This window comes from Corynebacterium frankenforstense (assembly GCF_030211955.1).
GTDB classification, from domain to species: Bacteria; Actinomycetota; Actinomycetes; order Mycobacteriales; family Mycobacteriaceae; genus Corynebacterium; species Corynebacterium frankenforstense_A.
This window is the reverse complement of sequence record NZ_JASODI010000009.1, coordinates 71,967-86,799: the sequence shown is the minus strand read 5'-3', so window position 1 is coordinate 86,799 and position 14,833 is coordinate 71,967. Positions and strand designations below refer to the sequence as shown.

Sequence of the window (14,833 nt, the reverse complement as noted above, 5' to 3'; positions counted from 1 at the left end):
TTGCCATGAGTTCCGCCGAATACTCCGTCGAGACCATGAACCTGACCCACGACGGGCTCGACCGCCGAGCCCGCGTCATCGTCCCCGAGCCCCTCGGTGATAACCCGGGGCTGCTGGTCTTCTTCCACGGCTCGCGCCAGTCCGGCAACGTGATGCGCAACTTCACCGCGAACACCTTCGACGAGCTGGCCTGCCGCCTCGGCTGCGTGCTCGCCTACCCCGACGGGGTGGGCCGCCACTTCAACGACGCCCGCCGCGCCCTGCCCGAGCAGGCCCGCCGCGACAATATCGACGACGTCGGCTTCACCCGCGCGCTGATCGACCAGCTGGCCGGGAGCCACGGCATCGACCGCGGCAACGTGACCGGCCTGGGCTACTCCAACGGCGGGCAGATGGTCATGCGCCTGCTGCGCGACGCCCCGGGGCTGCTGCACGCGGCCGTCGTCTTCGCGGCGACCTGGCCCGCGCCCGGCCACGAGCTGCCCGGCGTGGAGCTGCCCGGCGACCTGCTCTCCGAGGCCGTCGCTGCCGGGGAGACCGAGGGCGCACGCCCGGTCGAGGCGCCCGAGTGGGTGCCCACCCCGTGCCAGTTCATGCACGGCACGGCCGACCCGATGGCCGGCTACCAGGGCGGTGCCGTGGGCATCGATGAGCGCAGCTACCGCGGCCACGCGCTGTCCGCGCCGGAGTCGGCCGCCAAGTTCGCGGGCCTCAACGGCGTCGGCGGGGACCCGGAGCTGAGCGAACCGGTGCCCGGCGTGGAGGTCGAGCGCTGGGGTGGCGCGCCCGGCGACGCGGAGCACGCCGTGACCGAGCTGTGGACCCTGCTCGACGCCGGCCACGTCATCCCCTCCGGCACCGAGACCGCCGAGATGCTGGGGCCCGACTGCGACGCGGTCATCGCCGCCGACGTCGTCGGCGACTTCCTCGAGCGGCTGGGCTGAGCCCGGCCTCGCTGAGTCCCGGGCGGCGGGGCCCGGCTTCGCTGAGTCCCGGGCGGCGGGGCCCGGCCCCGCCGCCCCGGCCTACCTGTCGCGCGCGGCGACGCGGCGCTGGCGGGCGAACTCGCTGAGCACCACGCCGGCGGCCACCGACGCGTTGAGCGACTCGACCCACGCGGCCATCGGGATGCTCATCAGCACGTCGCAGTGCTCACGCACCAGCCGCGAGATGCCCTTGCCCTCCGAGCCGACGACGATGACCACCGGGTCGGTGCCGCCGTCGTAGGTGTCGAGGGTGTGCTCGCCGCCGGCCTCCAGGCCGACGACCTGGTAGCCGTTCCTCTTGAACTCCTCGACCGTGCGCGTCAGGTTGGTCGCCCGGGCCACCGGCACGCGCGCGGCGGTGCCCGCCGAGGTGCGCCAGGCCACGCCGGTCACCGAGGCGGAGCGGCGCTCCGGGATGACCACGCCGTGGCCGCCGAAGGCCGCCACCGAGCGGATGACCGCACCGAGATTACGCGGGTCGGTGATGTTGTCGAGCACGACGATCATGCCCGGCTCCTCGAGGTCGGCGACCCGGCCGATCAGGTCGTGGACGTCGACGTAGCGGTAGGGCTGGATCTGCAGGCCGATGCCCTGGTGCAGGCCGTTGCCGGTCATGCGGTCGAGCTGGTGGCGCTGGACCTCATCGACGGGCAGGTTGCGCGAGTGCGCGATGGCGACGGCCTCGGAGAGGCGGTCGTCGTTGCCCGTGCCGGCGGCGATGATCAGCCGCTCGGCCGGGACCTTGGCGTGCAGGCACTCGACGACGGGGTTGCGGCCGACGACCAGGTCGACCTCACGCTCGTGGCGCCCCGAGTCGCGGCGGGTGCGCTCCTGCTTGCGCTTGTACGCGGCGTGGTAGACGCGGTCCTCCGCCTTCGGCGTCGGGCCCTTGCCCCGCAGGCTGCGACGGCCCCGGCCGCCGGAGCCCTTCGTCGAGCCCTTCTTGTTGCCGCCGTTGCCCTTGACGTGTGGCTTCTTTCCTGCCATCAGGTCCCCTTCACGTGAATCCCCGGTCACGGGAGTCCCTGAGAGGAACCTCAGGCGCCCGCACCGGCCGTTTTCGCGGCGCGCGCGGGCGCCGATCTCCCCGGCAACCCTACCGCCCGCGCAGGTCAGGTAGAAACCGGGCGCGACAGGCTCCGCCCGCCGCACCAGTCAGCCGATCAGCCCAGGGACCACTGCGAGCCGTCGGGGGTGTCGGTGACGGTGACACCGGCGGCCGCCAGGCGGTCGCGCACCGCGTCGGCGGTGGCGAAGTCCTTCTCGGCGCGCGCCTGCGCGCGCCGGTCCAGCTCGGCGCGCACGAGCGTGTCCAGGGCGACGTGCGCGGTGTCGTCAGTCGAACCGCCCGCGTCCAGCCACTTCTCGGAGAGCGGGTCGACGCCGAGTACAGCGGTCATCGCGCGCACCTGGGCGGCGACGGCGGCGGCCTCGTCGGCCGAGCCGGCGGCCAGGGCGGTGTTGCCCGCGCGCACGGCCCGGTGGATCTCGGCGAGCGCACGGGGCACGCCGAGGTCGCCGTTCATCGCTTCGGCGAAGGCCGGGGTCCACTCGCCCGGCTCGATCTCACCGGCGGCCTCGACGGCGCGGTGCAGGAAGTCCTCGATGCGCCGGTATCCGGCGGCCGCCTCCGTCAGCGCGGACTCGGAGTACTCCAGCACGCTGCGGTAGTGGGCGCTGCCCAGGTAGTAGCGCAGCTCGACGGGGCGAACCAGGGTCAGGATGTGTGGCACGGAGAGCACGTTGCCCAGCGACTTCGACATCTTCTCGCCGGACATGGTCACCCAGTGGTTGTGCAGCCAGTAGCGGGCGAAGCCGTCGCCGACGGCGTGGGACTGCGCCTGCTCGTTCTCGTGGTGCGGGAACTGCAGGTCCAGCCCGCCGCAGTGGATGTCGAACTCGGAGCCGAGGTACCAGGTGGACATCGCCGAGCACTCCAGGTGCCAGCCGGGACGCCCCGGGCCCCAGGGGGTGGGCCAGGACGGCTCACCGGGCTTGGCGGCCTTCCACAGCGCGAAGTCGTGAGGGCCGCGTTTGCCGCGCGAGTCCGGCTCGCCCTGCTCCATCTCCTCGACGCGGTTGCCCGAAAGAGAGCCGTAGTCGGAGCCCTCGGCGGCGGTCCAGGCCGCGACGTCGAAGTAGACCGATCCTTCGGCGGCGTAGGCGAAGCCGTTGTCGATCAGCCGCTGCATGTAGTCGACCATCTGGGTGACGTGGCCGGTCGCACGCGGCTCGACGCTCGGCGGCAGCACGCCGAGGGTGTCGTAGGCGCGGGTGAACTCGCGCTCGTAGGTGGACACCCACTCCCACCAGGGCCGGTTGTGCTCGGCGGCCTTGTTGAGGATCTTGTCGTCGATGTCGGTGACGTTGCGCACGAAGGCGACGTCGAGGCCCTGGGCGGAAAGCCAGCGGCGCAGGATGTCGAAAGCCACGCCGCTGCGCACGTGCCCGATGTGGGGCTGCGACTGCGGGGTGGCGCCACACAGGTAGATCGAGGCGTGGCCCTCCCGCAGCGGCTCGAAGGGGCGGGTGGTGCGCGTCGCGGTGTCGTAGAGCCGCAACGTGCCGGTCTCGGGGGTCTCTCGCTGTGCAGTCACGGGCCCAATACTAAGCGACGCGCCCGCCGGGCCCCGGTGTGAGGGCCGACGGACGCGCCGTCAGTGGTTCAGTGCCACGGGATCACTCCGGCTTGTTCGCCTCCGCGAACTCGTAGTACTCCCGGTTGACTAGCCCGGCGGCGGCCTCCTCGTCGACGACGACGGTCGCGTGCGGGTGCCACTGCAGGATCGAGGCCGGGCAGGCCGCCGACAGCGGCCCCTCGACCAGCTTGGCCACGGCGTCGGCCTTGTTGGTGCCGATGGCGATCAGCAGCAGCCGCCCGGCACGCTGGATGGTGCCCAGCCCCTGCGTGAGCACGCGGCGGGGTACCTCCTCGGCCGAGTCGAAGAAGCGGGCGTTGTCCTTGACCGTCTGCGGGTGCAGGATCTTCAGGCGGGTCACGGAGTTCAGCGAGCTGGTCGGCTCGTTGAACCCGATGTGCCCGTTGACGCCCACGCCGAGCAGCTGGCAGTCGATGCCGCCGGCGGCGAGGATCTGCTCCTCGTAGGCGGCGCCGGCCGTGTGCGGGTCCGCCATGCCGTCCGGCACGTGCAGGTGCTCCGGGGCGACCTCCAGCGGGTCGATGAGCTCGTCGCGCAGGGTGCGGTAGTAGCTCTGCGGGTGGTCGTGGTCGAGGCCGACGTACTCGTCCAGGGCGAAGAACTCCACACCCTCGGCGGAGAGCTCGCCGCGGCCGTGCCGGGCGATCAGCTCGTGGTAGGTGGCGATCGGCGTCGAGCCGGTGGCCACGCCGAGGACCCCGCCCGGCCGGATGTAGCCGGCCAGGATGTCCGCGGCGACCTCGGCGACCTCTGCGGCGGTGTGACGGATGACAACTTCCATGATGCTCTCCTCAGTCTGTCTCGGACGCGGTCAGCCGCCGTCCGGCGGCGAAGACCTCGCTGACGTGGGCGGCGGCGTCGAGGACGACGAACTCGGCCGCGTTGCCCACGTGCAGCCCCTCGTTCTGGTCCAGGCCGAGCAACCGGCCCGGGCGCAGGGACGCGGCGCGCACCGCACGGGTGTAGCCGTGGCGCGCGGCGAAGCGGGTGACCTGCCGGGCCAGGGTGCTCGTCCCGCCGGCGATCGCGCCGGGGGTGCCGTCGGTGGTGGCCAGGCGGGCGACCCCGCCCTCGACGACCACCTCGAGCGGCCCGAGCACGTAGCTGCCGTCCGGCATGCCGGTGGCCTCCATGGCGTCGGTGACCAGCACCATGTTGTCGCCGGCGGCCGCGGCGCACAGGTCGACGGTGCCGTCGGCCAGGTGCACCCCGTCGCCGATGACCTCCACGACCGCGCGCCCGGCGCTGGCCGTGGCCAGAAGTGCCGCGACCGCACCCGGCTTGCGGTGGTGCAGCGGGGGCATGGCGTTGAACAGATGGGTGGCCGTGACGGTGGCGCCGCGCTCGACGGCGTAGTCGACGACCTCGGCGGTCGTCCCGTAGTCCGCCATCGTGTGGCCCAGCGAGACGATCACGCCGCGCTCGGCGCACAGGTCGACCAGCGCGCGGGCGTTCGGGGTCTCCGGGGCGAAGGTGATCGAGCGCACGATGCCCTCGCCGGCGTCGAGGACGCGCCGGAACATCTCCGGGTCGCCGTCCTGGATGCGGTCGGGCGCCTGGGCGCCGCACTTCTCGGTGTTGACGAAGGGCCCCTCGAGGTGGACGCCGGCGAGCGTGCCGTCGGCCACGAGCGGGGCGATCACGCCGAGCTGGTGGGTCAGTTCCTCCTCGGTGCCGGAGACGAAGCTGGCCAGAAGGCGCGTCGTGCCCTGGCTGCGGTGGTAGTCCGCGGCCCGGCGGCACTCCTCGAGCGTGCCCGTGGGGAAGGCTCCCCGCGCGCCGCCGTGGTTGTGCACGTCGACGTAGCCGGGCGTGATCACCGGGCCGGGCCCACCGGCCGGGGCCGGCGCCGGGTCGGCGGCGGGCTCGGCGAGGTCGACGCGGGCGACGGTGCCGTCGGCGTCGACGGCGACCTCACAGACGCGCGGCTCGTCGACGCCGTTGACCAGCGTTCCGCGATAGACGTGTGCGGACATCAGCGGTAGTCCACCTCCACGGCCTTCTCGCCGGCGACGGCCGCACCCGTGTGGGCGGCGCGCACCGCGGCGACCTTCTTCCTGCTGGTCACGACCACCGGGGTGGTCAGGTCGATGCCCTTCTCGCGCAGCTCGTCCGCGGCCACACGGACGATCGGGGCGCCGATCTCGACGGTGTCGCCCTTGGCGACGAGCACCTCGAGGCCCTCACCGCCGAGCTTGACGGTGTCCAGGCCGACGTGGACGAGGACGTCCAGGCCCTCGGCCGTGTGCAGCGCGACGGCGTGCCGCGTCTTGGGCACCATGACCACGGTGCCGGCGACCGGGGAGCCATAGACCAGCTCGTCGGTCTCGGCGGGCCTGACGGCGAAGCCCTCGCCGACCGCGCCGCCGGAGAACGCGGGGTCCTCGACCTTGTCGAGCCCGATGACCTCACCGGCCACCGGGCAGGCGAGCTCGGTGGTGCCGGCGACGGGCGCGGACACGCCCGCGTCGGCCGGCGCGGCGTCGGCAATCGGGGCGGAAGTCGCGGAGACGGCGACCGGGTGCTGCATCTGGCGGCGCACCTCGTCGTGCACGAACTGGACGTTCGGGCCGATGACGACCTGGACGGCCTTGTGCGAGGGGTGGATGACGCCGGGCACGTTGGCGGAGCGGATCACCGCGTCGTCGACGAGGCCCGGGTCCACCACGGTGGTGCGCAAGCGGGTGGCGCAGTACTCCATGGAGTCGATGTTGGCGGCACCGCCCAGGCCCTGGAGGATACGGGCGGACTTGGCCACCAGCGGGTCGTCGGAGGAGACGATCTCCTCGGTGGCCTCGGCCTGCTCCTCGTCGTCCTCGCGACCCGGGGTCTTGAGGCTGAGCCAGCCGATGACCAGGTAGAACACGCCGAAGTAGACGAAGAAGTAGATCACGCCGAGCAGCAGCAGCATCCACCACCTGCTGGCCAGCGGGTTCTGGGAGCTCAGCAGCATGTCGACCAGGCCGGCCGAGAAGCCGAAGCCCGCGGTCCAGTGGAAGAAGGAGGCGATGGCCAGCGAGATGCCGGTCAGCAGCGCGTGCAGGACGAACAGCAGCGGCGCGGCGAACATGAAGGAGAACTCGAGGGGCTCGGTGACGCCGGTCAGGAACGCGGCGAGCGCACCGGCGAGCATCAGGGAGCCGACGACCTTGCGGCGCGGGCCCTTGGCGCGCAGCGTGATGGCGAGCGCGGCGCCGGGCAGACCGAACATCATCACCGGGAAGAAGCCGGCCTGGTACTGGCCGATCACGCCGACGACGTCACAGGACGAGCCGTCCCAGACACCGGGGCAGGTCGCGGCACTGGTGGCCGCGTCGGCGGCGGCGATGGTGTCCGCGCCACCGAGGAACTTGCCGATGTCGTTGATGCCGACGACGTCGAACCAGAAGATCGAGTTCAGGGCGTGGTGCAGGCCGGTCGGGATGAGCAGGCGGTTGACCACGCCGTAGATGCCGGCGCCGAACGCACCCATGCCCTGGATCCACTGGCCGAAGTGGAACAGGCCGTTGTAGAGCAGCGGCCACAGCAGGTAGAAGACCCCGGCCAGGACGATCGAGAAGAAGGAGGTCAGGATCGGCACCAGGCGGCGGCCCGAGAAGAACGCCAGGGCGTCGGGCAGGCGGGTCTGGTGGAACCGGTTGTAGGTCCACGCCGCCAGGATGCCGACGACGATGCCGAGCAGCACGTTGGCGTTGCCGATCGCGTCCCAGCCCTGGGAGGCCCAGTCGAGGGCCTCCTGGCCGGTCAGCGCGGTCGGGTCCTCGATGCCACGGTAGCCCGCGACGGCCTCGGGGCCGACGATGAGGGTGACGGTGACGAATCCGAGGAAGCCGGACAGCGCCGCCGCGCCGTTGGAGTCCTTGGCCAGGCCGAAGGCGATCGCCACGGCGAAGAGGACACCGAGATTGCCCAGGACGGCGTTACCGGCCGCCTGGAAGACACTCGCGACGGTGGCGAGGTTGTCGCCGCCGTTCGACTCGAGGAAATAGCCGACACCCATCATGAGGGCGGCGACGGGCAGGACCGCCACCGCGCCCATGAGGGCTTTGCCTAGCTTCTGAAGAGGAGCCATGATCTTGTCCACGGCCGTTCTCCTTTAGTAGAGCCGGCGGGGGCGACCGGTCACGGAGGCCCCGTCGGGAAATGGCTGCACCCGGGTTGTTCCGGACTGAAACTCTTAGATGTCCGTCTTCGCCAGCGCGTCGAGCAGGCTACGGTAGTGGCGCCGCACCGCCGCGCGGTAGGCGCCGGAGTCCTCGGCGACGATGGCGTCGACCATCTCGTCGTGCGAGTCGACGCTGCTGGCCCACTCCTTCGACGTGGCCAGGCCCATGGCCGGGGCGACCTGCATCTGCACCCGCCACATCGCGTCCGAGAGCTCGCGCACCAGGTGGTTCTTGACGTGGCTCATCAGCATCGTGTGGAAGTGGTGGTCCTCCTCGAGGAAGGGCTCGCCCGCCTCGGCGTGGGCGCGCATCTGCGCGACGACCCCGTGCAGCTCCTCGGCCCGCTCGGGCGTCAGCGCACCCATCAGTCCGGTGGTCACGGCGGTGTCGAGGCCGTAGCGGACCTCGACGATGTTGCGCATGCGCTCCACGGCGCGTTCGGAGTCCACGAGCGTGCGGAAGACCAGGCCCTCCACCAGCGGGCTCAGCGACATCCCCGACACGAAGGTGCCGTACCCGTGGCGCACCTCGACGATGTCGAGGGTGGCCAGGGTGCGCACGGCCTCGCGGATCGAGGAGCGCGAGCACCCGAGGTCCTCGCACATGTCCGCCTCGGAGGGCAGCAGGTCGCCCTCGACGAGTCCGTGGTTGCGGATGTGGTCCTTGATGCCCTGGGCCGCCGCCTGGGCGGCCGAGCGGTGCCGGAGGCGTCCCCGGCCGGTGAAATCTGGCACTTTAGGTCTCCACCTGTCGTCCGTGGACCCGGGCGCCGGCCCGCTGGGTGTCCCGGGGGCGACGTCTGGAGTCAGAGGTCGAAATCAGACATCTGACCTAAGCATAGCCCGGAGGGTGTAGGTTGTCGGAAGTCCGGAGTACATAAACGGGGGTGAAAACGGGGGTGAGATAGCGCACGTGGCGCGTTGCGGCGCGGGGTGCTTGCCGACGCCGCGTCGGTCGCCGCCGGCGCGCGGTTGGCGCGTGGTGCGCCGCTTGCCGACGCCGCGCCTGCGTCAGCGCGTGCGCCAGACGACGGCCGTGGCCACGGCGGCACGACCCTCCTCGCGGCCGGTGAAGCCCAGGTGGTCGGTGGTCGTCGCCGAGACGCTGACCGGTGCGCCCAGCGCCGCGCTGAGCACGCGCTCGGCCTCGGCGCGGCGCGGGCCGACCTTCGGGGTCTGCCCGATCATCTGCACCGCGGCGTTGCCGACGGCGAAGCCCTCCCCCGCCAGCTTCTCCGCGGCGATCTCGAGCAGCCGCACACCGGAGACACCCGTGTACTCGGGGCGGCCGACGCCGACCAGGGAGCCCAGGTCGCCGAGGCCCGCCGCGGAGAGCACCGCGTCGACCACGGCGTGCGAGACGACGTCGCCGTCCGAGTGGCCCTCGCAGCCGTCGGCGTCCTCGAAGAGGAGCCCGGCGATCCAGCACTCGCGGCCGGCCTCGATGCGGTGGGCGTCGGTGGCCACGCCCACCCGGGGCACGGGCACGGTGCCGGCGACGCCGGCACCGGCTGCGATCTGAGTGTTGTTCTCGCGGGGCGTTTCGGTCACGGTCACTCCTGGTTCAGTCGGTCTCGGGGGCGGACGAGTTGGACCCCGGCGCCGCCTCCCCGGCCGCCCCGGCGTCGGCCGGCGCCGCCGAGTCCGGCACGTCGAAGACGGTCGGCTCGGCCTCGTCGACGATGGTCTGCGCCAGCTTCAGGTCCAGCGGGGTGGTGATCTTGAAGGCCATCGGGTCGCCTTGCACGCAGGTGACCTCGGCGCCGTGCCACTCCATCAGCGAGGCGTCGTCGGTGGCGGTGAAGCCCGGCTCGACCTCGGCGAAATAGGCCTCGTTCGCGGCGCGCAGCGCCGCCAGGTCGAAGCCCTGCGGGGTCTGCACCGCACGCAACGCCGAGCGGTCCGGGGTGCCCAGCACGCGGGCGCCGTCGACACGCTTGACGGTGTCCACCACGGGCAGCACGGGGATCACCGCGGGTGCGCCCTCGAGCACGGCGCGCGCCACGCGCGCGATCATGCCGGGCGGGGTGAGGGCGCGCGCGGCGTCGTGAATCAACACCACACCCTGAGTGACCTCGATGGCCTGCAGGCCGGCCCACACGCTGTCGGCACGCTCGCCGCCGCCGCGCACGATGCGCACGCGCGGCGCGCTCGAGGAAGCGCCCGCGTCGGGCAGGACGCCGCGGCGGGCGAGCAGGTCGGCGGCGTAGCCCTCCATGTCGGCGCTGGCCAGGACGATAATCTCGTCGACGACCTCGGCGGTGACCATCGCGGTCACCGAGCGCTCGAGCAGGGTGCGCCCGCGCAGGGGGACGAAGGCCTTGGGCACCCGCGCGCCCAGCCGGGTGCCGCGCCCGGCGGCGGCGACGAGCGCCGTGACGTGCCGGTCAGGCATCCTCGTCGTCGAAGCTGAGGTCGTCGAGGTCGACGTCGGTGCCGTCCGGCTTGACCTCGGCGTCGGTGGTGGGCAGGCCCGCCGCCTCGCGCTGGGCGCGCAGGTCCTTGTCGGCCTCCCCGAGGATCTTCTCGCCCTTCTTCTTGTCGCCGAGCTCGGCCAGGGCGATCTCGCCGACGAGCACCTGGCGCGCCTTGGAGAGCATGCGCTTCTCACCGGCGGACAGGCCACGGGACTGGTCGCGGCGCCACAGGTCGCGCACGACCTCGGCGACCTTGTTGACGTCCCCGGAGGCCAGCCGCTCCTGGTTGGCCTTGTAGCGGCGGGACCAGTTGCCGGCCTCCTCGACGTCGGTCAGCCGCATCACGTCGAACAGGGCGCGCAGGCCCTTGTCGTCGACGACGTCGCGCACGCCGACGAGCTCGGCGTTCTTGATGGGCACACGCACCACGAGGTCGGACTGGTTGACCTGGAGCACCAGGTAGTCCAGGGTCTCTCCCCCGATCTCCCGCTGCTCGATGTCCTTGATCACGGCGGCGCCGTGATGCGGGTAGACGACGACCGACCCGACCTTGTAATCCATGGGCTCCTCCTTGCGCTGCGGCAGACACACGGAGCGCCCATTCTACCACGGGCGTTTTCCGCGCCTACCTGCGCTCCCGGGGTGCCCGGTCCGATTGACGACGCCCCGCCTGCCGCGCCGCGGGCGCGCCCCGTGCGGGTGGCGGGGTGCGGGGCGGCGCGCGGCGCCGCCCGGGGTGCCGACCGGTGGGGCGCCGGGTGGGGCGCCGTGCCCACCCCCGGTTCCCCCTAAAGTCTGCCCCCGGTAGTCCGTCGAAAGCTTGACGTTTCTGTGACTCGCCCCCGTGTTTACTACAGTTAACCCCTGAGAAGCGTAGTCACCGCACCAATGGAGGACATGTTCGTGAAGGCCCTGAAGTCGACCGCCCGCCGCGGGGGCGTCATCTGCGCGACCGCCCTGACCGCGCTGGCGCTGGCATCCTGCTCGGCAGGCCAGATCACCCAGACGTCCAGCCAGGTCGCCGCCGTCGACGGCGCCTCCGCCGACGCCGAGGACGGCTCCGTGGCCGTCCGTGACGTCACCGTCGTCCTCGACGGTGCGGGCAACGCCAACCTGAAGTTCGTCGCGGTCAACCAGGACACCTCCCAGAAGGACCACCGCCTCGAGTCCGTCGAGGTCGACGGCCAGAAGGCGTCCGGCTTCCGCGCGGCCACCATCGACTACCCGTGCTCGCTGGTCTCCGACACCGAGGAGGCCCACGACCGCAACGCCCAGGCCGAAGACGCCGGCTGCATCGAGTACACCGAGACCGAGCTCGACGGCGACTACGCCGTCGCCGGCAACGTCGACGTGACCTTCAAGTTCGACTCCGGTGACATCACCGTGACCGCCACCGTCTCCGAGCAGCACCCGGAGGCCGGCCACTTCGAGCGCGGCACCGGCGACCCGGCCGACAACCACGAGTAGTCCTCTCAGACCCTCTGACCTGTAAGACCCCGGCCTATCGCCGGGGTCTTCCTGTGTATTCGGGTGCCGCTGCGGGGCGCCGGCGCCCGCGCGTACGCGCGCGTGTTCGAACCCCGCGGGCGCGGCTGTCGCGCCCCTGCGCCACAATCGGGTGCATGGTCAAGAAACCCCACGTCGAATACGTCTGCTCCGAGTGCGGTCACACCGCCCTGAAGTGGCTGGGCCGCTGCCCGGACTGCGGCTCCTGGGGCACCCTCGAGGAGCGCGCGCCCCGGCCCGCCGCCGGTTCCCGCAGCGGCGGCTCCGCGGGTCCGGCGGGCGCGGCGCTGACCCCGACCAGCCCCGCCAAGCCGATGAGCCGGATCTCGCCGACGGCCTCCTCGAGCGTGGCCACCGGCATCGGGGAGCTCGACCGGGTGCTCGGCAGCGGCATCGTGCCCGGCTCGGTGGTGCTGCTCGCCGGCGAGCCCGGCGTGGGCAAGTCCACCCTGCTGCTCGAGGTCGCCGCCCGCTGGGCCCGCCAGCCCGACGCGGACGGGAAGAAGCCGCGCACGGCCCTCTACGTCACCGCCGAGGAGTCCGCGGGGCAGGTCCGCCTGCGTGCCGAGCGCACCGGGGCGGTCGAGGAGAGCCTCTATTTGGCCGCCGAGTCCGACCTGGACACCATCTTCGGCCACGTCGAGCAGGTCAGGCCCTCGCTGCTCATCGTCGACTCGGTGCAGACGATGCAGGCCGGCGGCGTCGACGGCGTGGCCGGCGGCGTGGCCCAGTCGCGCGCGGTCACGGCCGCGCTGACCAGCCTGGCCAAGACCTCGGGCATCCCGGTGCTGCTCGTCGGCCACGTGACCAAGGACGGCAACGTCGCAGGCCCGCGCGTGCTCGAGCACCTCGTCGACGTCGTGCTCAGCTTCGAGGGCGACCGGCACTCCAGCCTGCGCATGCTGCGCGGGATGAAGAACCGCTTCGGGGCGACCGACGAGGTCGGCTGCTTCGAGCAGACCTCCGACGGCATCCGTGAGGTGCCCGACCCCTCCGGGCTCTTCCTCTCCCACCGCGGCTCCACCCCGGACGGCTCGGCAGTCACCGTGGCCATGGACGGGGTGCGCCCGATGCTCGCCGAGGTGCAGTCGCTGGCCGTGACCACCCCGGCGAAGAACCCGCGGCGCGTGGTCACCGGCCTGGACGCCAACCGCGTGCCGATGGTGCTCGCCGTGCTCGCCGCCCGCGTGGGGCTGCCGACCCAGGACAAGGACGTCTACGTCGCCACCGTCGGCGGCGTGCGCATCGGCGAGCCGGCCACCGACCTGGCCGTCGCACTGGCGACCGTCTCGACGATCCGGCGCACCGCGCTGCCCGAGCGCACCGTGGCCATCGGCGAGGTCGGCCTGGCCGGCGAGCTGCGCCGGGTGCCCAACCTGGCCCGCCGGCTGGCCGAGGCCGCCCGCCTCGGCTACCGCGCCGCCGTGGTGCCGGCCGGCGCGCTCGACGGGGAGCGCCGCCCCGAGGGCATCGCCGTGCGCGAGGCGGCCACCCTGGCCGAGGCGATCACGGCCGCGGGGCTGGCCCCGAAGGGCGAGAAAAAGAAATGAGGGCCGGACCGTCACGGTCCGACCCTCTGTGTGCGGCTGAGCCAGCCTGATGGCGCAGCCTGTCAGTTCCTCCGGCTAGCTCAGGTTGAACGGCTGGGCGGCCGAGGGGTTGTCGCCGAGCACCGCGTGCAGGTAGTAGCTGGCGGCCGGCACGGCCTGGCGGTCCGAGCACTTCTCCGGCTCGGAGGTGGTGCGCGACCAGACGGCCTCGAAGTGGCGCTCCTCGCCGGCCTTGAAGGTGGTGCGACCCTCCTGCATCGGCTTGTTGCAGTCGATGTCGGACCACACGCGCGCGTTGGTGGCCATGTCGTAGACCTCGAAGCGCAGCGGGGACTGGGTCAGGTCGATCTCGCAGTCGGCCTCGGTCGGGTTGGCCACCGTCATGTAGAAGGTCGGCTGGGTGCCGTCCGAGTAGCCGGGGCGGTCCGTCTGGGCGGTCACGCGCAGGTCGGCCGGCTCGCAGGTGCGCTTGCCGTTAGAGGCCACTGTCTCGGACTCCTTGGGCTCCTTCGAGGAGCTCGCGGACTCGGACTCCTTGTCCTTGTCCTTCTCCGAGGTCTTCTCGGACTCCTTGGCGGAGGTGGTCTCCGGGGCCGGTGCCTGCCAGGAGTTGGTCTCGGAGCTGAAGACCGGGTCGGTCTTCTCCTCGTCGCCGCCGCCGGAGCAGGACACGGCTAACCAGATCAAAAGCGCCACCACCACGAGCAGCGCGACGATCGCCGCGATGCGGCGGCGGAGGTAGATCTCTTGGGGCAGTCGCCGACGGTTCTGGGAGCTCACGCCCTCCAGTTTATGGCCCACCCGCCGCCGGGCCGGTCAGCCCATGTGCGGGCGTGTCCCCCGACCTGATCCGCCCGCACCCGGCGCGCCACGCGCACCGGAGGGGGCGTCGTCAATCGGTCAAGCCTCGACGCCGTGGGCCTCGACGACCTCGAGGTCGGAGTCGCTGAGCAGGTAGCGCAGGCCGACCACACCGAGGCGGTTCTCGGCGATCAGCTCGTCGAGCCCCTCGACGCGGTGGTGCAGCTGGTCGACGACGGCGGAGACGTGCGCGCGCTCGTAGTCGGCGGGCTCGGTCTTGCCCTGGGCGCGCGCGGTCATCAGCGCCGGGGCGACCTTCTCGACGAGCGTGCGCTGCCAGCCGCCGGGCACCTCGCCCTCCTCGACCGCGCCGCGGGCGGCCGCGACGGCCCCGCAGCTCTCGTGGCCGAGGACCACGAGCAGGTCGACGCCGAGGCCGCGGACGGCGAACTCGATGGAGCCGAGCACCGCGGAGTCGAGGATCTCGCCGGCGGTGCGCACGACGAACAGGTCGCCGAGGCCGCAGTCGAAGACGAGCTCGACGGGCACGCGCGAGTCGGAGCACGCGAGCACCACGGCGCGCGGGGCCTGGCCGGAGCGCAGCGCGTAGCGGCGCTCGGTGTCGGCGTGGGGGTGCTCGGAGATGTGGTCGCGGAAACGGGCGTTGCCCCTCTTGAGGGTCTCCCAGACGGCCTGGGGTTCGTGCGGGGTCTTGGTCATGTACATACCTCCATGATCCCACCGGGGG

13 protein-coding genes and 1 pseudogene are annotated in these 14,833 nt (G+C 72.3%); 3 read left to right on the top strand and 11 right to left on the bottom strand.

The window, feature by feature from the left end:
* The first annotated feature begins 5 nt into the window (after positions 1 to 5).
* Positions 6 to 944 carry an alpha/beta hydrolase family esterase gene (locus QP119_RS06285; protein ID WP_284774545.1) on the top strand — a complete coding sequence of 313 codons (939 nt, stop codon included), beginning with the start codon at positions 6 to 8 and terminating at the stop codon, positions 942 to 944.
* 81 nt (positions 945 to 1,025) lie between these two features.
* Here the strand turns inward: QP119_RS06285 and rlmB are convergent, their stop codons facing one another.
* From rlmB to QP119_RS06240, 9 genes and pseudogenes are all read right to left on the bottom strand, one after another.
* Positions 1,026 to 1,973: a 23S rRNA (guanosine(2251)-2'-O)-methyltransferase RlmB gene (gene rlmB, locus QP119_RS06280; protein ID WP_284774543.1), complete on the bottom strand. Its 948-nt coding sequence runs from the start codon at positions 1,971 to 1,973 to the stop codon at positions 1,026 to 1,028.
* A gap of 176 nt (positions 1,974 to 2,149) precedes the next feature.
* Positions 2,150 to 3,583: a cysteine--tRNA ligase gene (cysS, locus tag QP119_RS06275; protein WP_284774541.1), complete on the bottom strand. Its 1,434-nt coding sequence runs from the start codon at positions 3,581 to 3,583 to the stop codon at positions 2,150 to 2,152.
* Positions 3,584 to 3,665: 82 nt separating this feature from the next.
* Positions 3,666 to 4,427 (bottom strand): glucosamine-6-phosphate deaminase, encoded by a 762-nt coding sequence (locus tag QP119_RS06270; RefSeq protein WP_284774539.1) that lies wholly within the window; start codon positions 4,425 to 4,427, stop codon positions 3,666 to 3,668.
* 10 nt (positions 4,428 to 4,437) lie between these two features.
* On the bottom strand, positions 4,438 to 5,622 hold the full coding sequence (locus tag QP119_RS06265) for an N-acetylglucosamine-6-phosphate deacetylase (RefSeq protein ID WP_284774537.1): 1,185 nt from the start codon (positions 5,620 to 5,622) through the stop codon (positions 4,438 to 4,440).
* Positions 5,622 to 7,730 carry an N-acetylglucosamine-specific PTS transporter subunit IIBC gene (gene nagE / locus QP119_RS06260; protein WP_284774535.1) on the bottom strand — a complete coding sequence of 703 codons (2,109 nt, stop codon included), beginning with the start codon at positions 7,728 to 7,730 and terminating at the stop codon, positions 5,622 to 5,624. Before nagE ends, QP119_RS06265 begins: the two co-directional genes overlap by 1 nt.
* A gap of 93 nt (positions 7,731 to 7,823) precedes the next feature.
* Complete coding sequence (locus QP119_RS06255; RefSeq protein ID WP_284774533.1) at positions 7,824 to 8,546, bottom strand: FadR/GntR family transcriptional regulator; 723 nt, start codon at positions 8,544 to 8,546, stop codon at positions 7,824 to 7,826.
* 276 nt (positions 8,547 to 8,822) lie between these two features.
* Complete coding sequence (ispF, locus tag QP119_RS06250) at positions 8,823 to 9,299, bottom strand: 2-C-methyl-D-erythritol 2,4-cyclodiphosphate synthase (protein ID WP_284774591.1); 477 nt, start codon at positions 9,297 to 9,299, stop codon at positions 8,823 to 8,825.
* 157 nt (positions 9,300 to 9,456) lie between these two features.
* Positions 9,457 to 10,206, bottom strand: a pseudogene (gene ispD / locus QP119_RS06245) (2-C-methyl-D-erythritol 4-phosphate cytidylyltransferase); the annotation flags it as partial.
* Positions 10,199 to 10,789, bottom strand: coding sequence for a CarD family transcriptional regulator (locus QP119_RS06240; protein WP_284774530.1), 591 nt, complete (start codon positions 10,787 to 10,789; stop codon positions 10,199 to 10,201). The pseudogene ispD and the gene QP119_RS06240, both read right to left, overlap by 8 nt.
* Before the next feature lie 336 nt (positions 10,790 to 11,125).
* Here QP119_RS06240 and QP119_RS06235 point away from each other — a divergent pair, with 336 nt between their 5' ends.
* Positions 11,126 to 11,695 carry a hypothetical protein gene (locus QP119_RS06235; protein ID WP_284774528.1) on the top strand — a complete coding sequence of 190 codons (570 nt, stop codon included), beginning with the start codon at positions 11,126 to 11,128 and terminating at the stop codon, positions 11,693 to 11,695.
* A 155-nt stretch (positions 11,696 to 11,850) separates the two neighbouring features.
* The gene (radA, locus tag QP119_RS06230; RefSeq protein WP_284774526.1) at positions 11,851 to 13,284 is read left to right on the top strand and encodes a DNA repair protein RadA; all 1,434 of its coding nucleotides are present in this window, start codon (positions 11,851 to 11,853) and stop codon (positions 13,282 to 13,284) included.
* Positions 13,285 to 13,359: 75 nt separating this feature from the next.
* Here the strand turns inward: radA and QP119_RS06225 are convergent, their stop codons facing one another.
* Both QP119_RS06225 and QP119_RS06220 read right to left on the bottom strand, forming a co-directional pair.
* Positions 13,360 to 14,073 carry a hypothetical protein gene (locus tag QP119_RS06225; RefSeq protein WP_284774590.1) on the bottom strand — a complete coding sequence of 238 codons (714 nt, stop codon included), beginning with the start codon at positions 14,071 to 14,073 and terminating at the stop codon, positions 13,360 to 13,362.
* Positions 14,074 to 14,184: 111 nt separating this feature from the next.
* Positions 14,185 to 14,805: a carbonic anhydrase gene (locus QP119_RS06220; protein WP_284774524.1), complete on the bottom strand. Its 621-nt coding sequence runs from the start codon at positions 14,803 to 14,805 to the stop codon at positions 14,185 to 14,187.
* Positions 14,806 to 14,833: the final 28 nt, after the last annotated feature.